Source organism: Gordonia sp. 34D, from assembly GCF_056682775.1.
Genome location: NZ_CM155293.1, coordinates 1998208 through 2021894 on the forward strand (window position 1 = coordinate 1998208; position 23687 = coordinate 2021894).

At 61.8% G+C, this 23687-nt stretch carries 27 protein-coding genes, 1 tRNA gene and 1 pseudogene; 12 read left to right on the plus strand and 17 right to left on the minus strand.

Annotated elements, in window-relative coordinates; translation table 11 throughout:
- Positions 1–163 precede the first annotated feature (163 nt).
- From AC1L34_RS09250 to mca, 3 genes are read right to left on the minus strand one after another with little or no spacing between them, the layout of a single operon-like run.
- A complete protein-coding gene (locus tag AC1L34_RS09250) occupies positions 164–2155 on the minus strand; it encodes a thioredoxin domain-containing protein (RefSeq protein WP_424325667.1) in 1992 nt (663 codons plus the stop codon).
- A gap of 35 nt (positions 2156–2190) precedes the next feature.
- Positions 2191–2520 carry a hypothetical protein gene (locus tag AC1L34_RS09255; protein ID WP_424296333.1) on the minus strand — a complete coding sequence of 110 codons (330 nt, stop codon included), beginning with the start codon at positions 2518–2520 and terminating at the stop codon, positions 2191–2193.
- The gene (gene mca, locus AC1L34_RS09260; RefSeq protein WP_424296338.1) at positions 2521–3369 is read right to left on the minus strand and encodes a mycothiol conjugate amidase Mca; all 849 of its coding nucleotides are present in this window, start codon (positions 3367–3369) and stop codon (positions 2521–2523) included. It abuts the gene before it with no gap.
- Between the two features lie 78 nt (positions 3370–3447).
- Between mca and AC1L34_RS09265 the strand changes: the two genes are divergently transcribed.
- The 3 genes from AC1L34_RS09265 to greA all read left to right on the plus strand — a co-directional run bounded on the left by AC1L34_RS09265 (position 3448) and on the right by greA (position 5236).
- On the plus strand, positions 3448–3906 hold the full coding sequence (locus AC1L34_RS09265) for a DUF4307 domain-containing protein (RefSeq protein WP_424296331.1): 459 nt from the start codon (positions 3448–3450) through the stop codon (positions 3904–3906).
- Positions 3903–4649: a queuosine precursor transporter gene (locus AC1L34_RS09270; RefSeq protein ID WP_424323458.1), complete on the plus strand. Its 747-nt coding sequence runs from the start codon at positions 3903–3905 to the stop codon at positions 4647–4649. The genes AC1L34_RS09265 and AC1L34_RS09270 overlap by 4 nt, the downstream gene beginning before the upstream one ends.
- Before the next feature lie 98 nt (positions 4650–4747).
- Positions 4748–5236 (plus strand): transcription elongation factor GreA, encoded by a 489-nt coding sequence (gene greA / locus AC1L34_RS09275; RefSeq protein WP_424296329.1) that lies wholly within the window; start codon positions 4748–4750, stop codon positions 5234–5236.
- Positions 5237–5299: 63 nt separating this feature from the next.
- On the opposite strand, the gene AC1L34_RS09280 is transcribed toward greA, so the two are convergent.
- From AC1L34_RS09280 to AC1L34_RS09290, 3 genes are all read right to left on the minus strand, one after another.
- Entirely contained in the window at positions 5300–5683 is a 384-nt protein-coding gene (locus AC1L34_RS09280; protein WP_424325666.1) for a helix-turn-helix domain-containing protein, read from the minus strand.
- A 186-nt stretch (positions 5684–5869) separates the two neighbouring features.
- Entirely contained in the window at positions 5870–6526 is a 657-nt protein-coding gene (locus AC1L34_RS09285) for a DUF3558 family protein (RefSeq protein ID WP_424297000.1), read from the minus strand.
- The gene (locus AC1L34_RS09290; protein ID WP_424296998.1) at positions 6507–6797 is read right to left on the minus strand and encodes a hypothetical protein; all 291 of its coding nucleotides are present in this window, start codon (positions 6795–6797) and stop codon (positions 6507–6509) included. The genes AC1L34_RS09285 and AC1L34_RS09290 overlap by 20 nt, the downstream gene beginning before the upstream one ends.
- 251 nt (positions 6798–7048) lie before the next feature.
- Between AC1L34_RS09290 and AC1L34_RS09295 the strand changes: the two genes are divergently transcribed.
- Together AC1L34_RS09295 and AC1L34_RS09300 are read left to right on the plus strand one after the other, a co-directional pair.
- On the plus strand, positions 7049–7546 hold the full coding sequence (locus AC1L34_RS09295; RefSeq protein ID WP_424325938.1) for an SRPBCC family protein: 498 nt from the start codon (positions 7049–7051) through the stop codon (positions 7544–7546).
- Positions 7547–7699: 153 nt separating this feature from the next.
- Entirely contained in the window at positions 7700–7822 is a 123-nt protein-coding gene (locus tag AC1L34_RS09300; RefSeq protein ID WP_424296995.1) for a hypothetical protein, read from the plus strand.
- Between the two features lie 13 nt (positions 7823–7835).
- Here AC1L34_RS09300 and AC1L34_RS09305 read toward each other — a convergent pair whose 3' ends face one another.
- A complete protein-coding gene (locus tag AC1L34_RS09305; RefSeq protein WP_424323048.1) occupies positions 7836–8978 on the minus strand; it encodes a cystathionine gamma-synthase in 1143 nt (380 codons plus the stop codon).
- Positions 8978–10393: a cystathionine beta-synthase gene (locus AC1L34_RS09310; protein WP_424323049.1), complete on the minus strand. Its 1416-nt coding sequence runs from the start codon at positions 10391–10393 to the stop codon at positions 8978–8980. Before AC1L34_RS09310 ends, AC1L34_RS09305 begins: the two co-directional genes overlap by 1 nt.
- Positions 10394–10492: 99 nt before the next feature.
- On the opposite strand from AC1L34_RS09310, the gene AC1L34_RS09315 reads away from it, so the two are divergent.
- Positions 10493–11713 carry an acetyl-CoA C-acetyltransferase gene (locus tag AC1L34_RS09315; protein WP_424294484.1) on the plus strand — a complete coding sequence of 407 codons (1221 nt, stop codon included), beginning with the start codon at positions 10493–10495 and terminating at the stop codon, positions 11711–11713.
- A 277-nt stretch (positions 11714–11990) separates the two neighbouring features.
- Here the strand turns inward: AC1L34_RS09315 and AC1L34_RS09320 are convergent, their stop codons facing one another.
- From AC1L34_RS09320 to AC1L34_RS09330, 3 genes are all read right to left on the minus strand, one after another.
- Complete coding sequence (locus AC1L34_RS09320; protein WP_424322636.1) at positions 11991–12860, minus strand: Bax inhibitor-1/YccA family protein; 870 nt, start codon at positions 12858–12860, stop codon at positions 11991–11993.
- An 88-nt stretch (positions 12861–12948) separates the two neighbouring features.
- Complete coding sequence (locus AC1L34_RS09325) at positions 12949–13572, minus strand: TetR/AcrR family transcriptional regulator (protein ID WP_424294504.1); 624 nt, start codon at positions 13570–13572, stop codon at positions 12949–12951.
- Between the two features lie 9 nt (positions 13573–13581).
- Positions 13582–15810 (minus strand): MMPL family transporter, encoded by a 2229-nt coding sequence (locus AC1L34_RS09330; RefSeq protein ID WP_424322635.1) that lies wholly within the window; start codon positions 15808–15810, stop codon positions 13582–13584.
- 128 nt (positions 15811–15938) lie between these two features.
- Here AC1L34_RS09330 and AC1L34_RS09335 point away from each other — a divergent pair, with 128 nt between their 5' ends.
- The gene (locus tag AC1L34_RS09335; RefSeq protein ID WP_424294502.1) at positions 15939–17057 is read left to right on the plus strand and encodes a phosphotransferase family protein; all 1119 of its coding nucleotides are present in this window, start codon (positions 15939–15941) and stop codon (positions 17055–17057) included.
- Positions 17057–18181, plus strand: a complete 1125-nt coding sequence (locus AC1L34_RS09340; protein WP_424294501.1) for an Rv3169 family protein — start codon at positions 17057–17059, stop codon at positions 18179–18181. Before AC1L34_RS09335 ends, AC1L34_RS09340 begins: the two co-directional genes overlap by 1 nt.
- 69 nt (positions 18182–18250) lie before the next feature.
- Here AC1L34_RS09340 and AC1L34_RS09345 read toward each other — a convergent pair whose 3' ends face one another.
- Entirely contained in the window at positions 18251–18958 is a 708-nt protein-coding gene (locus tag AC1L34_RS09345) for a DsbA family oxidoreductase (RefSeq protein WP_424294500.1), read from the minus strand.
- An 81-nt stretch (positions 18959–19039) separates the two neighbouring features.
- Positions 19040–19894, minus strand: a complete 855-nt coding sequence (locus AC1L34_RS09350; RefSeq protein WP_480034696.1) for a 3-hydroxyacyl-CoA dehydrogenase — start codon at positions 19892–19894, stop codon at positions 19040–19042.
- Positions 19895–20049: 155 nt separating this feature from the next.
- On the opposite strand from AC1L34_RS09350, the gene AC1L34_RS09355 reads away from it, so the two are divergent.
- From AC1L34_RS09355 to AC1L34_RS09365, 3 genes are all read left to right on the plus strand, one after another.
- Positions 20050–20123: transfer RNA gene (locus AC1L34_RS09355), tRNA-Leu, on the plus strand.
- 100 nt (positions 20124–20223) lie between these two features.
- On the plus strand, positions 20224–20709 hold the full coding sequence (locus AC1L34_RS09360) for a hypothetical protein (protein WP_480034697.1): 486 nt from the start codon (positions 20224–20226) through the stop codon (positions 20707–20709).
- A gap of 518 nt (positions 20710–21227) precedes the next feature.
- The gene (locus AC1L34_RS09365; protein WP_480034698.1) at positions 21228–21722 is read left to right on the plus strand and encodes a hypothetical protein; all 495 of its coding nucleotides are present in this window, start codon (positions 21228–21230) and stop codon (positions 21720–21722) included.
- Here AC1L34_RS09365 and AC1L34_RS09370 read toward each other — a convergent pair.
- The 4 genes and pseudogenes from AC1L34_RS09370 to AC1L34_RS09385 form a co-directional block, all read right to left on the minus strand.
- Positions 21708–22607: a tyrosine-type recombinase/integrase gene (locus tag AC1L34_RS09370; RefSeq protein ID WP_480034699.1), complete on the minus strand. Its 900-nt coding sequence runs from the start codon at positions 22605–22607 to the stop codon at positions 21708–21710. The genes AC1L34_RS09365 and AC1L34_RS09370 overlap by 15 nt on opposite strands.
- Before the next feature lie 79 nt (positions 22608–22686).
- Entirely contained in the window at positions 22687–23025 is a 339-nt protein-coding gene (locus AC1L34_RS09375) for a recombinase family protein (RefSeq protein WP_480035328.1), read from the minus strand.
- Positions 23026–23031: 6 nt separating this feature from the next.
- Positions 23032–23226 (minus strand): annotated as a pseudogene (locus AC1L34_RS09380) (recombinase family protein); the annotation flags it as partial.
- Positions 23227–23242: 16 nt separating this feature from the next.
- Positions 23243–23455 (minus strand): recombinase family protein, encoded by a 213-nt coding sequence (locus AC1L34_RS09385; protein ID WP_480034700.1) that lies wholly within the window; start codon positions 23453–23455, stop codon positions 23243–23245.
- Positions 23456–23469: 14 nt separating this feature from the next.
- On the opposite strand from AC1L34_RS09385, the gene AC1L34_RS09390 reads away from it, so the two are divergent.
- Complete coding sequence (locus AC1L34_RS09390; protein ID WP_480034701.1) at positions 23470–23685, plus strand: hypothetical protein; 216 nt, start codon at positions 23470–23472, stop codon at positions 23683–23685.
- Positions 23686–23687 lie beyond the last annotated feature (2 nt).

Consider the following 23687-nt stretch of genomic DNA (forward strand, 5'->3'; position numbering starts at 1 on the left):
TAGTGAAGTAGCTGCACTGACGTAGCTGCGCTAAAGAAGTTGTAGTGAAGCACTTCACTCTGTGTTCGTTTATTTGTGTGAACACTATCGCGAGGGTCTGACAATTTTCGTCACCGAAGGTGAAGGTGCGGCCGAAATGCTGCGAGCAAGTCTTGACCGGAACCTATGGAATGGCCGCAAGGACCCCGGCAAGTTCCGTGATGGGAAGGTCACACCGCGTACCGCGGCAGATGTAGGCAGCGTCCAGTCCGTCGACTGGTCCGCGTCCGTCTAGGAGCGGTAATGAATCACGTTGTCCGGCAACCACAATTACGCCGCCTGGCACACCTCGTCGAACTGCTGATGCCATGTGCCCAGCACTGCCAGCAGCTTCCGCGATGGCAACCTGAACGGGTCCGGCCCCCTGAGCCAAGGCAACCGACAACCAATGCCCTGCCGACCTCGGCGCCTTTGCAAACAGGAGGCCAGCCCTGCGCAGGGTCGCATCGAGGAGTTCGCCGTACCGCGCACCATCCTCGTATGTGGGTGCCAACATTGACGCGAGTTGTAGGGCTTCGGCCGCCAATGAAGCGCCAGCCGGAGTTGCGCCGTCGGCCGGGTCCCGTGGACGCAACAGAAGTCCGTGACCGTGGGCGTCGTACCAGGCACCCTCGGCCTCCGGGTCGGCGAAATCGGCGATCATCAATTCGACAATTTCTAGGGCCGTTGTCCGCCAGTCGGTCTCGCCCGTCACCTGATGGAGTGTGAGCAACCCGGTGGCGAGCGCGGCATAGTCTTCCAGCCCGCCAAGCGGAACCGCGACGCGACCGTCAAGCGACGACCGGTGGATTTCACCATCCACCAGGTGCACATCGACGATGTTCCGTGCGCATTGAGCGGCACGCCCTATCCATTCAGGCTTGCCAAGGGCGGCACCCCCCTCCGCGAGCGCGGTGATGGTCAGGCCGTTCCACCCGGTCACCACTTTGTCGTCACGATCAGGTTGCGGGCGTTCGTCGCGGACGGCGAGCAGTCGCGCACGGACAGCCTTGTACCGCGACTCGTCGTCCGGGTCGGCGAGCAACTGCAGCGTCGAGTTGCCCGCCTCAAACGTGCCCGCATCCGTGACGGTGAACAGTTTCGCCGCCCACCCAGCATCGTCTTCGCCTAGTGCGGCAACCAGTTCGTCCGGTCGCCACACGTAGGTAAGCCCCTCCACGCCTTCGGTATCTGCATCGAGGGACGACGCGAACCCCACTCCGGTCCACAGTTGCTGATTGAGGAACTCCGCCGTCTCGTCGGCTACTCGGAGAGCCAAGTCGTCGCCGCGCCGAGCGAGGTGTGCGTAGGCGCGCAGCAGGAGCGCGTTGTCGTACAGCATCTTCTCGAAGTGCGGAATCACCCAGTCGGGGTCGACCGTGTAGCGGGAGAAGCCCCCAGCGAGCTGGTCATAGATGCCACCGCGAGCCATCGCATGCGCGGTCCGAGTGGCAACCTCCGCCGCACCCTCAATGTCTGCGAGTTCACTCGCGCGGAGTAGGGCTTCGAGCAGCGCTGTTGGCGGGAACTTCGGCGCGCCGCCGAACCCCGACGACCGCGGGTCTTCATCGGCAATCACCGCGCGGACGGCATCGGCAAGCAGTTGCGAGTCCAACTGCGGGCCCTCGGGCAACGACTCAGCATTTGCTCGGAGATGATCAGCAATCTTCAATCCCGCGACCATCACTTCGCTGCGGCGCTCGTCCCATGTGCGCGTAATCGCATCCATCACATCGTCGAAGCCGGGCATCCCGCCGCGAGCTGTCGGCGGGTAGTACGTCCCGCAATAGAATGGGTCACCCTCGGCGGTGAGAAAGCAGGTCATCGGCCATCCACCCTGCCCGGTCATCGCGACCGTCGCCGCCATGTAAATCGAGTCAATGTCGGGCCGCTCTTCGCGATCGACCTTGATGCAGACGAAGTTGCTATTCATCTGCTCCGCGAGGGTGGGATCCTCGAACGTCTCGTGGGCCATCACATGACACCAGTGACAAGCCGCGTAACCGACGCTCAGCAGGATCGGAACATCGCGACGTCGCGCCTCAGCGAACGCATCGTCGCCCCATTCCTGCCAATGCACCGGGTTGGCCGCATGCTGACGCAGGTACGGGCTTGAGGATTCCGCGAGACGGTTCATGATTTCCATCATCCCCCCAGCCGCGCGGCTGCGATCTAACCGCGTTCGGCTGGTCCCCCGTCGTCCGGCCCGTCGGAAGCCGGGTTCGGCGATTGGTCCGAGGTCTTCGGATTGCGCCTTGTCGCGCCGTCAACGCGGTCAGTGCCTTCGTCGAACGCCTGATCGGCTTGGGGTTGGTCGGCGTCGAAGGTCTCCGGCAGCTTCTTCAGTTGCTTGTTCATCGAACGGATCAGCAAGAAGACTGCGATCAGCAGGACGATGATGATCAACAGGCCCCACGGTGATGCCTTGCCGAACTCAGGTCCGCGCGCGGGTTCCTCGGCCAAAAACTGCACGGCGTCCGACGTCAGGGACAGGACATTCATTTACTGCTCGATTCCGCTAAAGAGGTCGTTCTCGGGAAGGTCGGTCTGGACCCGAGTCTGCGCCAACTCAAACTCTTCGGTCGGCCACAGTCGCTGCTGCCATTCCAGCGGAACTGCGAAGAAGAATCCATTCGGATCGATCTGAGTGGCATGCGCCCGCAGGGCATCGTCGCGCTGCGGGAAGTACTCGGCACATTCCACCTGCGTGGTGACGCGGCCCATCATGTCGCCCTGGTTGCGCTGCCACTTGGCGAGCCATTCTTTGAATGGGCTCTCCTGGCCGGCCTTTTCGAACTCCTCGGAAAACGACAAGATGCGGTCGCGGATAAATCCGTGCGTGTAGTACATCTTCAACGGCGTCCAGGGTTCGCCAGCCTCGGGGTACGCGGCGGGGTCGCCAGCAGCGGTCCACGCCGCCATCGACACCTCGTGCGTCTTGATGTGATCGGGATGCGGATAGCCGCCGTTTTCGTCGTACGTGATGATGACGTGTGGCCGGAAGTCGCGGATCGCCTTCACCAAGGGCTCAGTTGCCTCGTCGAGTGGCACCAGCGCAAAGCACCCCTCGGGGAGCGGCGGCAGCGGGTCGCCTTCAGGCAAACCGGAGTCGACGAAGCCGAGCCAACGGTGCTGCACACCGAGCGCCGCCGCGGCGGCAGCCATCTCTTCGCGTCGAACTTCCTCAATGTTTTCCATCACGCCCGGCTTGTCCATCGCCGGATTCAGGATGTCGCCGCGCTCGCCGCCGGTGAGCGTGGCAACCATCACCTCATGCCCCTCATCAGCGTATTTAGCCAGGGTTGCCGCGGCTTTACTCGACTCATCGTCTGGATGGGCGTGTATCGCCATCAATCGCAGCCCGTTCGCGCGTTCAGTCACGCTTCCTCACCTTCGCTAGCTTCTACTCAACATGGTAGGTATTGACGCGTGACTACATCAGACGGGGGCGGCGACCAGCAGAAGCCGCGCAGCGGTCCACGCGCGACATATCCGGCAGAACAGTCCGCTGGAAGTAAACGCACCTGGTTCGTCGTCTTGGCTTCCGTTGTTGTTGCCGCAGGTCTGGCGCTCGCCGTCTTGGGCTTTAACCAGTTTGGTGATCCGGAAGTTTCTGGACAGGCCACCGGCTACGAACTGCTGTCGTCGGACCGTGTTGCCGTCCAGTACACCGTCAACCGCGCCAACCCGGGCGATGCAGTCGTCTGCATCGTGCGCGCACGCGCCAAGGACGGTTCAGAAGTGGGTCGCCGCGAGGTTCTGATTCCCGCCGGAACCGACATCCAGGTGGGCGCTCGTGCCGAGTTGACCACGTCCGCGCCTCCCGTCATTGGTGAGGTCTTCGGCTGCGGCCTCAGCATTCCGCCTTACCTCGATTCGAAGTCGTGACCGCTAGCGGAAAAGCTGTTTTCGCGAAGCTGTCGAGCCCGTACTACCCGGCTCTGACAGCCCTCTTCGTCGGCGTGATGCTAATCAGCAATATCGCGGCGACGAAAGCTGTCGTCCTGTTCGACTGGCTGCAATTCGACCTCGGCCCCCTCCACGTCAACGGATTGGTGACCGACGGGGCCTTCTTCCTGTTCCCCCTCAGTTACGTGATCGGGGACGTAATTAGCGAGGTCTACGGCTTCCGCGCAATGCGACGAACCATCATGTCCGGGTTCGTTGTGATTGTTCTTGCGTCCCTGTGCTTTTGGATTGCAATCGAACTCCCTGCCGCCAGTTTCTACGAGGGCCAGGCAGGCTTCGAATCGGTGCTCGGCACGGTTCCCCGGATCGTGTTGGCGGGCCTGGCTGGCTACGTGGTCGGCGAGACACTCAACTCGTATGTGCTCGTGAAGATGAAGGAACGCGCTGGCGAATCCCACCTGTGGGCACGCCTCATCGGGTCGACCGTTGTTGGCGAGTTCTTCGACACACTGGTCTTCTGCTCGATCGCCGCGACAGCCATCGGCATCAGCACGTGGTCGGACTTCATCAACTATCTGGTGATCGGTTTTGTCTGGAAGACGCTCGTCGAAGTCCTCGTCATGCCGATCACTTACGCGGTGGTGCGTCACTTGAAGCGTGCCGAACCGACCTATCGGTCAGGCCTCGCGGGTGTAAGCCAGGTCACCCCAAAAGTGCCATAGGCCACACGCGCTGGTACGCTGGGTGCTGCACGGCTCCGAAAGGGGCCGTGTTGCTGCATTTAAAGCAGTCCACTTAGCGGACAGCAAAGGAGACCACGATGACCGATCCAAACGTGACTTGGTTGACGCCGGAGTCGTTTGAGCGCTTGAAGGGTGAGCTCGACTCACTCATCACGAATCGGCCGGTCATTGCCGCCGAGATCAACGAGCGCCGCGAAGAAGGCGACCTCAAAGAAAACGGCGGCTATCACGCGGCGCGTGAAGAGCAGGGCCAGCAGGAGGCGCGTATCCGCCAGTTGCAGGACTTGTTGAACAAGGCGCAGGTCGGCGAAGCTCCGAAGCAGTCGGGCGTGGCCCTGCCGGGTTCCGTCGTCACCGTCTACTACGACGGCGACGAGTCCGACAAGGAAACCTTCCTGATCGCTACCCGCGAAGAGGGTTCAGGCGAGATCGAGATCTACTCCCCGAGTTCACCCCTCGGTGGCGCATTGATTGAGGCCAAGGTCGGCGAGACCCGCACCTACACGGTTCCCAATGGATCGACCGTGGAAGTCACTCTCGTCAGCGCAGAGCCCTACCAGCCGTAAGAGCGCAAATGCATAGGACCGGACCGCGAAGGCGTTCCGGTCCTTTTGCATGCTTGCAGTCGGCTAGGTGTCGCCGTTAGTGGAGTGTTCGTTTTCAGCCGCGAGGAGTTGCAGAAGTTCAGCTTCGACGTCTGAGAGCGCCGCGTTTGTTTCTTGTTCGACGGCCCGCCCCTCCAACCGATCTGATGCACCCGGCATCAGGTATATCGGTGGCACTCTCAGCGCCTCTGCGAGCCGGTAGATGGTCGACATCAGCGGGTCCGCGATGCCCGACGCCCCGTTGCTCGCCGCCCGCTCCAGATTCGACACCGCATTCCGGTGCAACCCGCACCGTTCGGCGAGCTGCTCCTGCGATAGCCCGCGAGCTTTCCTCACGGTCACTAACCGGTGCCCGAATGCGAACGCATAGGTGTCCCATTCGAGGGACCCATGTTGGTTCGGCAGCACAACAACCAATGTGTCGGTTGCACACTGGAATGTCCGCACACAGCATTGTGCAAAATGGCTGGACTGCGCCGAGTCCCCGAAATCTGTTGTTGCAAAACCTAACTCACTTCCACTGCGGAGACCGTCGGCCCCGTACCCGACGGTCCCCGCCGCAGAATCCCCGCGCCAGAAAGTAGGTGTCCAGCCTCAGAGAGGCATCTTTGAAATCGTTGCCGCCGTGAACGCTAGAGCACGGTCGCAGATCTCGGTTTGCGGGACTGTACCGCGGCCGCTGTAGGCCGCGATCGTAGAGACCGCCGCCCCACCCGATTGCACGTACGTGTCACAACTCTGGAGACCGTTTAGAAAGTGGACCCCGACCTGGCGCCCGCCAATCACACGATCCGGCAGCCACGTGTTGAGTCTCGACGACTTCAATTCCTTCTCGGACACCAAGTTCGGTGAGTTTCCAACGATCTGAGTTAGCTGCCATTCGGGGAATTCCCTCTGGGTCATGTAAGTCCAAATACAACCACGAAGAGTCTGCCCGTCCGTACCCGCAGCATCTTCGACACTTCGTGCGTCGATCCCAATCGCAAAAAGTCCAGGATCTCCGATTGCCGTGCAAGGCTCATACGACGTACCACCGTTCGCACGATTCCATCGATGAGGATGAACCGTCTGGAACGGCAGGTAACGCCCTTGATCATCCTGCTGCCTAATTCCTATTGACGAGGTTTCAGGGCCAGACGGCCGCGATGACGGCCTATTCGCTGCCGATCCCGTTGAACAGCTAGCAACCAGTGTCGCGGCGATCACCACCGTGATTACGATGGTCAATTTCTTAGCGACTGGAATCAGCATCTGCGCTCTCGATTGCTGTCGCTGCCAGTTCCGATGTCGCCGACAGGTGCTGTGCCGAATCCCGCGCCGCGCCTAGTTCCTCAGCTCCTTCTTTGATTAAGGCCTGCAAGCCAATGAACATTGCCGCGCCTTCAATGCATCCGGCGCCAAAGTAGTTTCGCGTCACGGTCGCTTCGAGCCGATTCCGAAGCCCCCTCAACTCCCCCGCGCACTCCTTCGCGACCTCCGCGCGCTTCAGCCACACCTCGCGCAAGTACCTGAGCTCACTCATGGCGTCCTCTCGGGGGCGGCGCTGGCGTCGAGCGTTCCGTGAGCGGAGACCGTCACCCCCCAAACCTGGACGGTCTCCGCCACAGCATTCCCCATCGCCAGGAAAGTCTGTTCGTATGCTTATGAATTAGACGCAGCGGAAGGCCGATCGGTTCCACTTTGTCCGAAATTGGTAAAAACTTTTTTGGTTTCCGCAGGTCGCTCGAAGCTGGCGACAGTGAGAGCACGGCGTGACCGCTACACTTCGGGCCCATGGCATTCGAACTGCAGCCCTTCGACGAGTCGTACTTCGACACCGCACCCATGAAGTACGCGATTGACGTGAACATCCCCGTCGCACCGGAAACCGCATGGGCAGAGTTCACCCGGCAGAACACGCTTGACTGGTGCCGTGCGCTCAAGTCCGTCACCTACACCTCGGCCGAACCGTACGCCATCGGCACCACACGTTCGGTTGCCCTGGCACCTGGCTTCGTGAAGATGAACGAACTCTTCTTCATTTGGGACGAAGATGCCGAGAACTCCACGTACCGTCACGCGTTCCACGGAGTGGAGGCAAACATTCCCGGGCTCGCGAAGTTCGGCGAGTACACCGAGGTGTCCCCCGCCGCGCATGGTTCACGACTGGTGTGGAAGTTCGCGATGGAACTCAGCGACGCCAGCCTGCCGTCGTTCCTGTCGGGCCCCATTTCGGCGGGTGCTTTCGGCACCGTCAAGAACGACACAATCAAGCACTTCGCATCGCTTTAACCATCCGGCCGGCCACCTCGAATACTGTTCAGCGTCAACCATTCTCGCAGTTGAGAAAGGCGCAAGATCGTATGGCAAACCATTAATGCAAACCGGCTTGTCGGAACTGCTTATCAGCGTGGCACCGGGGTTACCGGTTCGCAGTGCGAAACCATGAGCACCTATGTCGCCTACGTCTACGACGACTCCGGCAACCGCAAATCACTTGGACCGACGACTCGCGCAAAAAACAGCGTCGCCCACGACTGCCAGGTCGTGAGCGACGCTGCTGCATGAGCAGGTGGTGCGTCTAGCCGAGTGCTTGTCGTACGTCCTCGAGCAGGTCTGCGGCGTCTTCGATGCCGACCGACAGTCGGACAAGATTGTCGGGCACTTCGAGCAATGAACCCGCGGTGGAAGCGTGGGTCATGGCACCGGGGTGCTCAATCAGCGATTCGATCCCGCCAAGCGACTCCGCGAGGGTGAACACCTTCGTCTTGGCGCAGAAATCGAGTGCGGCTTCCCGGCCACCGGCCAACTGCACCGAAATCATGCCGCCAAAGCGACGCATCTGCTTCGCGGCCGCCTCGTGCCCCGGGTGATCGGCAAGACCCGGGTACAGGACTTTCTCGATCTTCGGGTGCGAGCTGAGGTATTCGACGAGGGCCTCGGCATTGTCGCAGTGACGCTCCATGCGAACCGCGAGCGTCTTGATGCCACGCAATGTCAGGTACGAATCGAATGGGCCGGGAACAGCGCCGGCACCGTTCTGCAGGAAGGCGATATCGGCGTCGAGCTTCTCGTCGTTGGTAATGATCGCTCCACCAACAACATCCGAGTGCCCGCCCAGGTACTTCGTCGTCGAATGAACAACCACGTCGGCCCCCTGGGTGAGCGGCTGCTGCAGATACGGGGTCGCGAAGGTGTTGTCGACAACCAGCTTGGCACCAGCAGCGTGCGCTACTTCGGCGATCGCCGCGATGTCGCCAACGTTGAGCAACGGGTTGGTCGGCGTTTCGACCCACACCAGCTTGGTCTGCGGGGTAATTGCCTGCGCAATCGCGTCGGTGTCCACGACGGGCGCCACCGAGTATGTGATGCCCCATTCGGAGAACACCTTGTCGATAAGACGGAAGGTGCCCCCGTAAGCATCGTTCGGGATCACGATGTGATCGCCGGGGCGCAAAATGGCCCGCAGCAGCGCATCGGTGGCGGCCATGCCGGACGCGAAACCGCGACCAAACTGGCCTTCCTCAATCGCCGCGATGTTGGCTTCGAGCGCACGCCTGGTCGGGTTGCCGGTGCGCGCGTACTCGAACCCGTCACGCATGTTACCGACGCCGTCCTGCGCGAAGGTTGAGCTCGCATAAATCGGGACGTTGACCGCACCTGTACGACTGTCAGGATCCCAACCTGCGTGGATCGCCTTGGTCGAAAATCCCTGTTCAGCCACTACTTCTCTCCTTGCTCACGGACGGCGATGGGGTGCGTGCTCGCAAATGCGAGCAGATCGTGACGAGTGATGACACCGATCGGCTTGCCGTCTTCCACCACCATCAACGCATCGACGGTGCTCAAAGCTTCCATCGCGGTCGAAACGGGCTCGCCAGCACCGATGAGACGGAACGGTTCACCCATGTGCGCGGAGACCGGATCGGCCAAGTTGGCACGACCTTCAAAAACAGCGCTGAGCAGGTCCCGTTCGGAGACGGCACCGGCCACTTCCCCGGCGGTGATGGGCGGTTCCGCGCCGACGACGGGCATTTGCGAGACACCGAATTCGCGGAGAATTTCGATGGCGTCGCGCAGGGTTTCTTGCGGGTGGGTGTGGACGAGGTCGGGCAGCGAACCACCCTTGCCGCGCAAGACGTCACCGACGATCGATTCGGGCGAGGCGACGCCATCGAGCGGGGTACGGAGGAAGCCGTAACTGCTCATCCAGTCGTCGTTGAAAATCTTCGACATGTAGCCGCGACCGCCGTCGGGCAGCAGAACTACGACTACCGCGTCGGGGCCTTCACGTTCGGCCACCTGTAGTGCCGCAACAACAGCCATGCCGCACGAGCCGCCGACCAGGAGACCTTCTTCGCGAGCCAGTCGGCGAGTCATCTCGAACGAGTCGGCGTCGGAGACGGCGATGATCTCGTCGGGCACCGTCGGATCGTAGGCTTCGGGCCAGAAGTCTTCACCAACGCCCTCGACGAGGTAGGGCCGTCCGGAGCCGCCGGAATACACGGAGCCTTCGGGGTCGACACCGACGACCTTGACACGGCCTTCGGAAACTTCCTTCAGGTAGCGGCCGGTGCCGGTGATGGTGCCGCCCGTGCCGACGCCAGCCACGAAGTGGGTGACCTTACCGTCGGTATCGCGCCAAATCTCCGGACCGGTGGTCTCGTAGTGGCTCAGCGGTCCGTTCTGGTTCGAATACTGGTTGGGCTTCCAGCCTCCCGGGCGCTCAGCCGCGAGGCGGTCGGACACGTTGTAGTAGCTGTCCGGATGCTCTGGCGGGACCGACGTGGGGCAGACGACAACCTCTGCGCCATAGGCGCGCAACACGTTTCGTTTGTCTTCAGCGACCTTGTCCGGGCACACGAAGACGCACTTGTAACCGCGCTGCTGGGCGACCAGCGCCAGTCCGACACCGGTGTTGCCGGAGGTCGGTTCGACGATGGTTCCGCCAGGCTTCAGTTCACCGGACGCCTCGGCGGCGTCGATCATGCGAGTGGCGATGCGGTCCTTGGAACTACCACCGGGGTTCATGTACTCAACCTTGGCTGCCACCAGCCCCGAACCGGGTTTGACGACTTTGTTGAGTTTGACGAGCGGAGTGTTTCCGACCAGGTCTACGACGTGATTGGCGATGCGCATACTGACCATCGTCCCATCTGCGTCGAAATGCCGCCCGATCGGGCGGTTTTCCGATGTCAGGTAGCTGGCATGTCGGACACCTAGAGTAATCTCGATCTCATGTCTGAAGCTGTCATTGTTTCCACTGCCCGTTCCCCGATCGGCCGCGCCGGTAAAGGCTCGTTGAAGGACATGCGTCCCGACGACCTCGCCCGTCAGATGGTCGCCGCCGCACTCGCCAAGGTGCCCGAACTGAACACCGCCGATATCGAGGACATCCACCTCGGCATTGGTCAGCCCGGCGGCCAGGGCGCATACAACATCGCCCGCGTCGTCGCCGTCGAACTCGGCCTCGACCACGTTCCCGGCGTGACCGTGAACCGCTACTGCTCCTCGTCGCTGCAGACCACCCGTATGGCAATGCATGCCATCAAGTCCGGTGAAGGCGATGTCTTTATTTCTGGCGGTGTCGAAAGCGTCTCGAGCTTCGGCGTTTCCGGCGGCGCAGACGGTGCCCCGAATTCCAAGAACCCGCGTTTCGACGACGCCATGGAGCGCAGCGCTAAGGCCGCCGAGGGTGGCGCAGGCGCGTGGATCGATCCCCGCGAAAACGGCATCATCCCGGACGTTTACATCCCGATGGGCCAGACCGCCGAGAACGTCGCCTCCATGACCGGCATCTCCCGCGAAGATCAGGACCGCTGGGGCGTCCTGAGCCAGAACCGTGCAGAGAAGGCCATCAACGAAGGCTTCTTCGCCCGCGAGATCACCCCCGTCACCCTGCCTGACGGCTCCACCGTCAGCACCGACGACGGCCCCCGCGCCGGCACCACCTACGAGAAGCTGTCGCAGCTGAAGCCAGTCTTCCGTCCCGATGGCACCATCACCGCCGGTAATGCTTGCCCGCTGAACGACGGTGCTGCGGCGCTCGTCATCATGAGCGACACCAAGGCCAAGGCCCTTGGCCTCAAGCCGCTGGCTCGCATCGTCGCCACCGCGGCGACCGGTCTGTCGCCGGAGATCATGGGCTTGGGCCCGATCGAAGCTGTCCGCAAGGTGCTGCGCGTGGCTGGCATGTCGATCTCCGACATCGACCTGTTCGAGATCAACGAAGCCTTCGCTGTCCAGGTGCTGGGTTCGGCCGCTGAGCTGGGTATCGACCACGACAAGCTGAACGTCTCCGGTGGCGCTATCGCCCTCGGCCACCCGTTCGGTATGACCGGTGCCCGCATCACCACCACCCTGATGAACAACCTGAACACCTACGACGGTCAGTTCGGCATCGAGACCATGTGTGTCGGTGGCGGCCAGGGCATGGCCATGATCCTCGAGCGTCTCTAAGGTTTAGACCTGCTCTAAGCAATAAGCGGACGGCCCCGGAAGTCACTTCCGGGGCCGTCCGCTTTTGTTGTGTCGCCCTTCCCCGAGCGGTCGGCGTCCCGCCTTCCCGTTCCCGCATGATGCGTCGATTCCCGCACTATGTCTGACATAGTGCGGGAATCGACGCATCATGCGAGAACAGCAGCGGGCGGGTGTGCCCCACACGAAAAACGACACCCGGCGGGCGACCGCGAGGCGGTGCCGACCGGGTGTCGGATGGAGCTGGGTTCGAGAAAGACTAGTCGCTGTTGAAGTAGCTCAGCAGGCGCAGAATCTCGACGTACAGCCACACGAGGGTGACTGTCAGACCGAGGGCGACGCCCCAGGCGGCCTTCGACGGTGCACCTGCGCGGATCAGTTCGTCGGCCTGGTCGAAGTCGAGCAGGAATGAGAACGCGGCAAGTGCGATGCAGACGAGCGAGAAGATGATCGCGATCGGCCCACCGTTGCGGAGACCCGATTCGACGCCGAAGAGACCCAGAACCAGGTTGCCGACCATCAGGAACAGCACGCCAACCATGCCAGCCATGAGCATGCGAGTGAAGCGCGGCGTCACGCGGATCGCGCCAACCTTGTAGACCACCAGCATTCCGAAGAACACACCGAAGGTACCGAGAACGGCCTGCCCGATCAGTGCCCCTGCCGAGGTATCACCGGTGATCACCCAGTTACCGAACACGTACGAGATGGACCCAACGAAGAGCCCTTCAAACGCCGCGTAGGTCAGGACGATTGCCGGGTTGTCTTGCTTGCGGCCAAAGCTCGCAACCAGCACCAGGATCAGGCCAACGATGGCACCGACCAGCATCAGCGGGGTGGCGAGCGCCTCATTCTGCGCGATGGCGAAGTACGCGGCACCAGCCGCGAGAACGAGGACGCCAAGCGTCATCGCCGTCTTGGTCACGACATCGTCGATCGTCAGCGGCCGAGTACCGACCTGCGGCGCGTAGCCGGGCTGCGTGTACTGGTTTACATATTGCTGCTGGCCGCCAGCCATCGATGCCTGACCCGCGCCAGCAAGTCCCTGACCGAAGGTGGCGTAGCCGCCAGCGTCCTTCTTGTTGTCACGGACCACGCCTCGCATGATCGGGTTATTGCTTTCTCGCACCGGTGCTCCTTTGAAAAGTGTGCGCATCAGTTAAATGACTGCTTCACGTAGATAACGTGCGTCGAGCGTGTTGTGTTCCCGAGCCTACCTACTCGCGAGACAATCCTTCGCATACAGCCCGCAAGGTCGACTCGGCTAGCTCGCCGTCCGACCCCCACGGCAGTCCTGGTTTGGCGATCATCAAGGAGGCCAAACCGTGGGCGGTCGCCCACAACTTCAGCACGGTTTGCACAACGTCGCCTTGCGGAATCAGTCCTTGCTTCATCATTTCTTCGACGGTGTCGGAGAAATGGACGAAGGCCGACGACAGCAGCACCTGGTCGGTGAGTGTCGGTTCGCCGGGAGGCGAGATTCGGGCGAAGGTCACCCGGTACATGGCAGCGCTGTCGATGGCGAACTGCACGTACGCCATCCCCTGCGCGAGGGCCCGGTCGAACAGGTCGTCGACGCCGTCGGAGGCCTTCATCATCACATCGTCAAAGTCTTCAAAAAACCGCGCGCACACCACGTCGAGCAGTGCTTCTTTGTCCGCGAAATGGAGGTAGATCGATGGTGGCGTCACTCCGACGCGTCCGGCGACGGCCCGAATCGACACGGCCTCTTCGGTTCCACGTTCGATGAGGAGGTCCGTTGTTGCCCGGATGATCTCCTCCGCCAACTGTTCACCCGTTCCGCGCGGTGAACGCGGCCGCGGTGCCACCTGATCAGTCATGTCCGCAGATCACTCCTCCTTGAAGCCGATTCGGTCGTGCAGTTTCCGCAACGGTGTCGGTGCCCACCAGTTTCCCACTCCCATGAGTCGCATGAAGGCTGGCACTAGCAGCATGCGAATAAACGATGCATCCATTAGGACGGCTATCGCGAGCCCCACACCGAACATACGCATAAAGGACACTTCGGAAGCCGCGATGCCCAGGAATACGATGCTCATCAGCAACGCGGCCGCCGTTACGACACGACCGGTGCGGGCCAGGCCGACAGCGACGGCGTGGTCGTTGGCCGCGTGCGTCCGGTCGGACTTGCTCCACTCTTCGCGTATTCGCCCCAGGAGGAAGACCTCGTAGTCCATCGACAGACCGAACGCGATACAGAACATCAGGATGGGCATGGTGGCCACCAGGTAGCCGGTCGACGTAGTGCCGAGGCCCCCGAGATGCCCGTCTTGAAAAATCCATACCATTGCGCCAAAGGTGGCTGACAGCGACAGAACGTTCATGACCAGTGCTTTCAACGGCAACACCACGCTCCCGGTAAACAGGAACAACAGCACGTAGGTCAGGATCGCAATTACCCCGAGTACCCACGGCAGATACTTGTATAGGGAGTTGACGACGTCGACGTTGAGGGCGGCTAGACCGGTCAGTTGGACCGTCGCCCCGGTCGGGACGGGTACGTCGCGGAGGGCGTGCACCTGCGCCTGACCGTCGTTGCCGAGCGGTTCGACACTGCTCGATACTGTCAGCAGCGCGATGTCGCCGTGGCGGTCGGCAGGATTACCCGGCGCGACGGGCTTGCCATCGGCGAATACCCCGACCGGGGTTGAGACCGTTCCAACATTTTCAACGTTCGACAAGGCAGTCGCATATTGGGTCAGCGCGTCGTCGGAGATGGTGCCTGAGACGATGGCCGTCGACGTGCCACCGGAGTCTTGCCCATACTGTTCGCGAATTTCCTGCTGCACCGAGTGCGCGGAGGCATTCGCCGGGAGAACGCGGTCGTCGGGGAAGCCGAACTTGATCCCCAGGAACGGTGCGCCGAGCAGCAGTAAGACCGCAGGCACGACGATCGCGACGGGCACCGCTCGCTTGAGAACCCACATGGACGCTCGGTACCAACCGGTGCTTTCAACGGGGCCGGGCACCGGTGCAGGCAGGCCTCGCTTCTTCCGAATCCACGCACGCACGTCGAGGGCGTCGACCCGATCACCGAGCACCATCAGTAGCGCGGGCGTCAGGATCAGCGCGGCCGCGACCGCAACGATCACCACGCCGACGCCGGCATAGGCGAACGATCGCAGGAAGTACATCGGGAAGATCGCCAGCGAGGCAAGCGACAAGCCGACGACGATGCCGGAGAAGAACACGGTCCGACCGGCGGTGTCCATGGTGCGGATGATGGCGGCACGACGGTCGAGCCGACCATTTTTGACGGTCCGTTCAACCTCTTCGCGATAGCGCGTCACGATGAGCAGGGTGTAGTCGATTGCGAGCGCCAAACCCATCGCGGTGGTGAGGTTGAGCGCAAAAATCGAGACGTCGGCAAAGCTGGCGACCACGCGGAGCAATCCGAGGGTTCCGACGATCGCGGCAATGCCAACGGCAATCGGAAGCGAGGCCGCGACCAGCCCACCGAACACCATGATCAGCAGCAAGAAGCTAATGGGGATGGCGATGGCTTCAGCCTTGGCGAGGTCTTTGGATGTTTGCTTGTTGACCTGCCCGTACATCAGCGCCTGGCCGCCCACTTGCACGCGGAAACCGTCGACCGTGCCGGTGAGTTGATCCGCGAGGTCGGTGGCACGGCCGGGTGCCTTCTCGTCGCCACCTTCGAGGCCGGCGAGAATCTGCGTCGACGTGCGGTCGGTGCTCAACAGTTCCCCCGCGAGCCCGGGGTGGGCCCAGACGTTGAGGATCGGCTCCTGGACATAGCCGGTCTTGCTCAGGTCGGCGATGATCGACTCGCCGAGTTGCTTGGCTTTGGGGTCGGTGGAGATGTCCACCCCCGCTGGGCCGTCGATCTTGACCACGAGACTCGGGCCACCCCGGTTGAACTGCTGATCGAGAATGCCGCGGGCCTGCGACGACTCGGCGCCCGGGTCTTCGTACCCGCCAGCCAGCATTTTGTCCGCGGCCCCCAATCCGTAGAGACCACACAGGGCGAGCAGGACTACGGCGAGTCCCAGCACCAGCTTTGGCGCGGCAACAACGCGCTCGGTGAGACGAGTGAGCATGGGGAATCTCCCGGACTAGACATCACTTACCGCAGTTAAGTTAACAACGATATCTCAAGGACAGGAAGGTCGTGCCATCCACTAGTGATTCACCACACACACTTTTTAGAACGTGTTTCAATGCTCACATGGTGGACATCGACGATGCCGGCAAGGCCGAAGTAGCGCGCCCGAGTGAATCCCGACGCGATCCCGAGTGGCTCCGCGATCGGCTCAGTGAGTGGATCAAGCAGCACGAGGGCGAAGACGCTGCAGTGACCGAAGTGACCATCCCGGAATCGAACGGGATGTCGAGCGAGACAATTCTCGCGAAGGCCCGATGGGGTGGCGTGGAGCGCGACATCGTCGTGCGCGTGGCCCCGCAAGCCGACAGCGACCCGGTCTTCCCCAGCTACAACCTCGACGGTCAGTTCCGGCTCATCGAATATGTCCGCGCCAACTGCGACATCCCCCTGCCCACACTGTGGTGGTCCGAGCCGAGCGACGCGGCCCTGGGCGCACCATTTTTCGTGATGGACCGCGTGAACGGTGAAGTACCGCCGGACGTGATGCCATACAACTTCGGTTCGTGGGTCTCTGAAGCTACCCCCGAGCAGCGCAATCAGATGATGCGCGATTCAGTTCGCGTGCTCGCCCAAATCCACGCTGCACCCGCACCCGCCGACCTGGTGAGCCATCCCGAACCAGGCGAAACGGCCCTCGCCGCGCACCTGCGTCGACTGCGAGAGTTCTACGATTGGGCCGCCGAAGGTCGTGCGGGTTCACCACTGATCGAACGAGCCTTCGCGTGGGCAGAGGAAAACCTCCCCGCCACCGAGGACGCGGTCCTCACATGGGGCGATGCGCGCATCGGCAACATCATGTACCGAGACTTCACTCCCGTCGCTGTTCTCGACTGGGAGATGGCAACGGTCGGACCACGCGAACTCGACATTGCGTGGATGATTTTTTTGCATCGCTTCTTCCAGGACCTCGCCGCCATGGCAGGCATGGACGGCCTGCCCGACTTCCTTCGCCGCGACGACGTCGCCACCGAATACCTCCAGCAGACCGGATACCGGCCAACCGACCTGGATTTCTACACCACTTACGCGGCACTCATCCACGCCGTAATCATGTTCCGAATTCAGTGCCGCGCAATCCACTTCGGCCAGGCGCAGGAACCCGCCGATCCGGATGAGATGATCTTGCACCGACCAACGCTCGAAGCCATGCTCAATGGCACCTACTGGGGACAGGTGAAGTGATGCTGTCAGAGATGGACGACTATCCGATTCACCAGGTCGCCGAAGTAGTCCGACATGTCGGCACCTCCGATCGGAACTTCTACGACCGGTATTACTTCAACTGTCACCACGGGAACCCCGATGATCCCTGGCTAATCGTGGGCCTCGGCGTGTACCCGAACCTCGGGGTCACCGACTGCTTCGCCGTGGTCCGGCATGGGGATGAGCACATCGTCGTACGCGGATCGAAGGCGCTCGGCGACAACCGCAACGACCTGCAGGTTGGCCCGTTCCTCGTCGAGATCCTTGACGGACTGCAGCGCATCCGCGTGCAATTGGAGCCTGGTCACGGTGACCTGTCGTTCGACTTGATCTTCGACGCCGATAGTCCCGCCGCGCTGGAGCCACGCCATTTCCAGCGACAGTTGGAGCGGGTCACGTTCGACACCATGCGGTTTGTCCAGACGGGCCGTTGGACCGGCGCTTTGACCGTCGACGGCAACGACTTCGTTGTCGAACCGGATACCTGGCGGGGCAACCGCGACCGGTCGTGGGGTGTGCGTCCCGTTGGCGAGGCGGAGCCAGCCGGTCGTCGTGCGGCGAATACCGACGCGACGTCGTTCTTTTGGATCTACTCGGTGATGCGGTTCGAGGACTATGCGGTCAGCGTGATCGTGCAGGAACTGCGGACCGGCGAGCGCATCATGGGCGATGCTCGCCGCATTTGGAACGACCCCGAGCGGGAAGCCGAATGGTTGGGGCGCGTGGAGCACGAGGTGACGTTTGTCCCCGGTGGTCGTGAACCAGCCTCGGCGACGCTGCGTTTTGTGAAGCCGAACGGCGACGAGATCCGCGTCGAGTGCTCACCACAGTTGGGGAATTTCATTGGCTTTGGCACCGGTTACGGACTTGAGCAGGACTGGCGTCACGGCATGTGGCAGGGCGACGAGAAGGTGGAGTCGTTGCGGCACAAGGTTTCCGAGCTGGACGCCACCATGAAGTTGTTCTGCCCGGCCGACTACCTCGCGACATTCGAACTGACTGACGTGGATGGATCCACTGCATCCGGTCAGGGTCTGTTCGAGTTCTCGGTGATCGGCCCGCACGACCAATACGGTTTCACCGAGTACACGGACGTCAAGTAGCAACGATCGCGTTGAGTTTGCCACCTTCTCGGTAGCAAACTCAACGCGATCGCTTGTGGTTCTGCCGTGTTACTGCGGCACCTCGCACCCATCTGGTCCACAGGCGTCGCCGTCGGCGATCAGTGTCGGTGCTGCAGGACGGTCACCCCATGCTTGAGTCAGGGCCTGAGTGAACGTTTCGGGTGCCTGCGCGCCGGAGACGGCGTACTTGCGGTCGAAGACGTAGAACGGGACGCCGTTGACCCCGAACTCTTGCGCCTGCCGTTCGTCGGCGCGGACCGCTGCGGCATAGCGTTCCGGGTCATCAAGCACAGCGCGAACTTCGTCGGCGTCGAATCCGGCTCCGGCGGCCACTTCGACGAGCCGGTCGGCGCTGCCGAACAGCGGCGTCGCATCGGCAAAATTGGCGAGGTAGAGGGCGTCGAGCATGTCCTCCTGGCGGCCGAGTTCAGCTGCCCAGTGCAAAAGTCGGTGCATGTCGAACGAGTTACCGACGTCGCGGCCGCTCACCGAGTACTCCAAGCCAGCCTCATTGGCTGCCGCCCCTAGCTGACGTTCGCTGGCGTCGACTTCTACTTCCGACCAGCCACGCTTACGCGACTGGTGCTCGAAGATGCTGCGGGAAATGCCCGTCGGGACCGTGGGATCAAGTTCGAATGAGCGGTGCACCACGCTGACCTGATCGGCATGCTCAAATTTCTCGAGGGCATCGTTGAACCGCTTCTTCCCGAGATAGCAGAACGGGCAGTTGACGTCGGTCCAAATTTCGACCTGCATGTTGATGGGCCTCCAAAGCGTAAGTAGTCGTCAAGGACCAACACGGATCGAGTCCGTGATGTTCCCAATCTGGTGGCGGATCTACGAGTACTTGTAGAACCCTTCACCGCTGGCAATACCAAGCTTGCCCTGGTCGATGTAATTCTCTTTGAGCCAGGCCGCGTGTGCTCGCGCCCTCTCATCACCGTTGACCATGATGTTGTATGGCGTGTTCATGCCGACGATGTCGTAGATCTGGAACGGCCCGAGGGGTGCGCCGGTGGCGATCCGCCAGGTGTTGTCGACGTCCTTCGGTTCCGCGTAGCCGCCAGCGGCCAGGTCAAGCGCCGCGTCGAGGAACGGCACCAGCAGCGAGTTCAGAACGTAGCCCGCCTTCTCCTTGCGAATGGGCACCGCGACCATGCCCATGTCCCCCGCGAATTCGACGACTCTGTCGAACACTTCCGGTGACGTGAGGACTGTTCCCATGATCTCCGCGGTGTTCGACGTCCAGATGCGGTTGGCGAAGTGGATCGCGAGGAATCGGTCGGGACGACCGGTGGCGTCGACAATGTCGCTGGGGAGCAGGGTCGACGAGTTGGTCGCGAAGATCGTTTTCGCCGGTGCGACGTCGCCGAGGGCTCGGAATGTTTCGCGTTTCAACTCGAGGATTTCTGGGATCGCCTCAATCACCAGGTCTGCGTCGGCGACGGCTTCGGCGAGGTCGGTCGAGTGCGACAGTCGTGCCTGTGCGGCGTCGACCGTTGCTTGCGTCGCATCCGGGACTTCGGCGAGATATGTCTTCATCAGTCCGGCGATCCGCGGTTGTGCGGCGGCGACGGCATCGTCGTTGATGTCGTAGGCGATAACGTGGAAGCCGGTGTAAGCGGCTTGGAATGCGATCTGGGAGCCGAGAACTCCGGTCCCCAGGACGAGAACCTGCTTGATGTCGGACATGAAATTTCCTCTCATCGTTACTGGCCAGAACCCCCAAGACGAACCACTTCCGACCCTACTCATTTCGCAGACGACTTCCGCCCGGTTCGCCCGGCCGCCTCCGACCCGGCCCAATTGATCACCCACCAACCCCGACCTGGCATGCTTGTCACCGCGCCCCCATAGCCCAACTGGCAGAGGCAGCAGACTTAAAATCTGCAAAGTGTCGGTTCGAATCCGACTGGGGGCACTGGTAGCAGCGTTTTGAGCTTCATCGACGCCCCGCCACCCCGGCTTTGCCCCGGCGCGTCTACGTGGTTATGTCAGCGCCCGCTGGCAGAATCACAGCTATGCCAGTTCCGTTCTTTCCGATCCGTCCGACACCAGTGCGGTGCCTGCGGCCCGGAGACCACATTATCGTTCCCACTGGCGAACCTGGTACAGGCCTCCACGGGGTGATTTCAGACCTCGTGGAGAACGAGCCGGACCGACTGATAACAATCAACGGCGAAGTGGACGACGGGGATGGCCTGTTCTACCACCAGGCCGCGCCGAGCGAACTAACACAGCGATTGATCCAGCCCGGTGATCCAATACCTGGTTCGGAGTCCGTGATGGTCAAAGGAGCCGACTTGTGGAAGTGGATCGGCGAAACAATGAACGACCCTCACGGAACTGGGGAGAAGTACACGATCCGAACCTTCGCGCACATCACCGACCCCGTCAGCGGCGAACCAGCAATTGAGGTGAAAATGTTGTCGCAAAGCAACCGGAACAAGTTGCTTACGGTTCATATGACACCGACCGCTACTATTAGTTTCGCGGGAGCACGTTGACTGAATTTGACCCACCCACAACTCTGCTGGGTCACTTCGCTTGCGGAGTCGGTCTGCATTTGAGCACCGATTGCTGCGGCAGGATCTTCACCTCGAAATTGGGATCCGACAACCTTGAAATCCATATCCCATCTCTACCAGTCCCCATTCACGACGTGTTCCTATTGCCACCTATGGCAATGCGCCCACCAGAAGGGGACCTGCTGCACGACGAACGTGAACCGGCATTGCGGTGGGGAATCGCGATCAATTGGAATGTTCTAAACGGCGCACAGTTACCGACCTCTGTGAGGGTTTTCCGTGTCGGGTTTAGTTTGCTCGGCGCAGTCCAGAAATCTGCGGCGATTAGTAATCTTAGACTCTCCGTCCAGGATGAATTAGATATATGGTGGGACCTGTTGTCCTCGTGGATCGCCATCCTTAGTGAGCAAGACCCCCGAGACCAGCTACGCGCAGTTGGCGACACAAGGCGGGAGCCAGTGTGGACCTGGGTCGACCGGGAGAATGCCCGACATGGAGTGCAGATCATTGAAACCGCCTCGGACCAGTCGCGTGAGACAACAGCCGTAGACGCGGACACGTTGGCGGCCTGCATGGTCCTAGCTGGCGAAGGTGCCCGCCCTCCAGCCGAATGGCTCTTCATCCGTGATGCGCGATCAGCTACGCTCGCCGGAGACTTCCGTCGTGCAGTGATTGATGCGGGAACTGCCGCTGAGCTTGCAATCACCGAACTGCTTGATCAGCGTCTCGCGACCGAGGACGCTCAGTTGAGTGAGGCCCTACTGAAACGTGCTCGCGCACTCGAGGGTCGATCGAATTTAATGAAGGAACTCCAGGCCGGTGTCGAGCCAGTTGGATTCACAAAGGACCTCAAGGTCCCAAGGAATAGCGCCGCACACAAGGGGCAGCCGCCGTCTAGAGAAGTCGCCGAAAAGGCAGTCGCAATCGCAGTTGATCTATGCGAACAAGCGACGCCGCGCCTTGGTCTTGTCCCCGACCTAACGGCCGAATAGTTGGACTACGTTGTCCAATACCGCAGATTCGGCACGTTGGGCCGAGACTGACGGTTCCGGCAACTGATTCTGAGCGCCGCCGTCTTCCTCCGGAATCCAATCGCCGTAGGTGTCCAGCGTCAGCACAAAAGTGCTGTGACCGAGCCACTTAGATACCTGCATGAAGTGAACGCCCGACATGAGCTGCATCGTGGCGAAGGTATGCCGCAGATCGTGCAGACGGATGCCTTGCCTCGCGAGTTGGCCGTCTGTAGCTGGCCGACTCACTGGCAGCCCGACTACCTCCAGCGCTGGCTTGAAGATGGTGTCGTAGAACGTCGCCATCGCTATCGGGTGCGACCAGTCCAGCGTCAGCGCGATGCGCTCCCCTCTCGCCCGGTAGCCGCCGTTACGGCGAGTAGGCCACAGCGGCGCGGTGGGATCGTCCGCGTGCGGGTGCGTGTCGCGTAGGTAGGCGTGCAGTCGCTCGGCGAGCCAAGACGGCAGCGGCACCGTACGGCGCGACTTCTTCGACTTGGGTGCGCCGGTGATCCACTCACGGTTGCGGCGCTCTTTGGTCCGCTCCACCTTGACCGAGCATCGAATCGTCGGCTTGGAGTCGGTGCCGGGGCGGGTGGTGAAGACCAAGTCGCGCACTTCCAGTCCGGCATTCTCGGCAGCGCGGAGGCCGCTGTACGCCAGGAAGTCCACCATCAGCGCGTATACCGGATACGCGGGCAGATCGCCGAGCTCGCCAGCGATAGCCGCCGACACCTGCGCCACTTGCTGCGCGCTCAGCGGGTGATGCTCGAACTTCTCCACTGTCCGGCTGGCCTTGCCGGTGGCAAAGTCCACGCGGTCGCAGGGATTCACCGTGAGCGCGCCTTGCTGCATCGCGTACTTCATCACCCGACGGAACGCTCCCCAAGCGTGCTTCACCGTCGCGGGCTTGAGAGTTCCTCCCCCGTTCTGCCGCGACCGATGCCTACCCAATCCCGCTAAGAACTTCTCGCAGTCCTGCGACTTCTTTCTTCGTGGTGTCGTGGGAAGCGTTGGTGCGCTTGAGAATCCGTGCGACGGTCGGGCCGGACCACTGTCCACCACGTTTGGTGGGGTGACCCTCTTGGGTGAGCACGCGGGCGATCTCGCGAGTGCTGGCACCGTCGGCCGAGAGTGCTTGCATCCGTGCCAAGGCGTGTTGTTCGGCAACGATTGGGACCAATGCGCCGTCCTTGCTCTCGTATCCGTAGGGCAGTCCGCCGTGGGCGTAGCCACCCTTCGCAGCCTTGGCCTTCCGGGCGTCTTCGAGCCGGTAGGCGATCATCTCGCGGTCGTACTCGGCGACGGCCCCGAGGATGGTGCGGATCAGCTTGCGGCTTGGGTCGCGGGTCTCCCCGGTCAGTAGTTCGTTCTCGCCCTCGCGAGTGGACAACACCACGCCGCCAAACTGGTGAAGGTCCCGCAGCAGCAACTCTTGGATCATGACGTCGCGGGCGAGCCGATCTAGTCGCGGCACGACTACCCCACGAGCCTGCCCGCTCTTAACTGCGAGCTCGGCGGCGAGCCAGCCTTCGCGGTCGCGGAGCTCGCTGGTGCCCGAGCTCGCTGGTGCCCGAGATGGAGTCCTCGCACCACGCGATGATCCGGTGTCCGTTGGCCTTGGCCCACTTGCGAATGTCTTCGCGCTGCAAGTCAGGACCGTAGGCGTCCTTCTGTCGCGCAGTGCTCACACGGATATACGCCGCCAAGTTCATCGTGTCCTCCTGTTGTGTCGCGGATCGGCGAAACGCTCTGGCCTGCGGTGCCGCCGTATTTGCAAATGGTCGACCAGATGGATCGCCAATACGATGCGGCCGTCGAGCACGATGCTGAAGTGGAGTGGGTCGTCTCGGATGAACGGCAGTTACGCGATGTGCAGGCTGCGATTGAGGCTGCCAACTACGGCGACCGCTTTCGCGTTCGTTTGGAGAAGCCGAATCAGTAGAA

Coding starts and splice junctions, on each gene's coding strand:
- AC1L34_RS09385 (WP_480034700.1), bottom strand. CDS start 23,455: ATGAACTTGGCGGCGTATATCCGTGTGAGCACTGCGCGACAGAAGGAC.
- AC1L34_RS09310 (WP_424323049.1), bottom strand. CDS start 10,393: ATGCGCATCGCCAATCACGTCGTAGACCTGGTCGGAAACACTCCGCTC.
- AC1L34_RS09255 (WP_424296333.1), bottom strand. CDS start 2,520: ATGAATGTCCTGTCCCTGACGTCGGACGCCGTGCAGTTTTTGGCCGAG.
- AC1L34_RS09285 (WP_424297000.1), bottom strand. CDS start 6,526: ATGCTGATTCCAGTCGCTAAGAAATTGACCATCGTAATCACGGTGGTG.
- AC1L34_RS09295 (WP_424325938.1), top strand. CDS start 7,049: ATGGCATTCGAACTGCAGCCCTTCGACGAGTCGTACTTCGACACCGCA.
- AC1L34_RS09370 (WP_480034699.1), bottom strand. CDS start 22,607: ATGAAGTACGCGATGCAGCAAGGCGCGCTCACGGTGAATCCCTGCGAC.
- AC1L34_RS09250 (WP_424325667.1), bottom strand. CDS start 2,155: ATGAACCGTCTCGCGGAATCCTCAAGCCCGTACCTGCGTCAGCATGCG.
- AC1L34_RS09375 (WP_480035328.1), bottom strand. CDS start 23,025: ATGATCGCCTACCGGCTCGAAGACGCCCGGAAGGCCAAGGCTGCGAAG.
- AC1L34_RS09345 (WP_424294500.1), bottom strand. CDS start 18,958: ATGCAGGTCGAAATTTGGACCGACGTCAACTGCCCGTTCTGCTATCTC.
- AC1L34_RS09290 (WP_424296998.1), bottom strand. CDS start 6,797: ATGAGTGAGCTCAGGTACTTGCGCGAGGTGTGGCTGAAGCGCGCGGAG.
- mca (WP_424296338.1), bottom strand. CDS start 3,369: ATGGCGATACACGCCCATCCAGACGATGAGTCGAGTAAAGCCGCGGCA.
- greA (WP_424296329.1), top strand. CDS start 4,748: ATGACCGATCCAAACGTGACTTGGTTGACGCCGGAGTCGTTTGAGCGC.
- AC1L34_RS09315 (WP_424294484.1), top strand. CDS start 10,493: ATGTCTGAAGCTGTCATTGTTTCCACTGCCCGTTCCCCGATCGGCCGC.
- AC1L34_RS09300 (WP_424296995.1), top strand. CDS start 7,700: ATGAGCACCTATGTCGCCTACGTCTACGACGACTCCGGCAACCGCAAA.
- AC1L34_RS09360 (WP_480034697.1), top strand. CDS start 20,224: ATGCCAGTTCCGTTCTTTCCGATCCGTCCGACACCAGTGCGGTGCCTG.
- AC1L34_RS09350 (WP_480034696.1), bottom strand. CDS start 19,894: ATGTCCGACATCAAGCAGGTTCTCGTCCTGGGGACCGGAGTTCTCGGC.
- AC1L34_RS09325 (WP_424294504.1), bottom strand. CDS start 13,572: ATGACTGATCAGGTGGCACCGCGGCCGCGTTCACCGCGCGGAACGGGT.
- AC1L34_RS09330 (WP_424322635.1), bottom strand. CDS start 15,810: ATGCTCACTCGTCTCACCGAGCGCGTTGTTGCCGCGCCAAAGCTGGTG.
- AC1L34_RS09340 (WP_424294501.1), top strand. CDS start 17,057: ATGCTGTCAGAGATGGACGACTATCCGATTCACCAGGTCGCCGAAGTA.
- AC1L34_RS09335 (WP_424294502.1), top strand. CDS start 15,939: ATGGTGGACATCGACGATGCCGGCAAGGCCGAAGTAGCGCGCCCGAGT.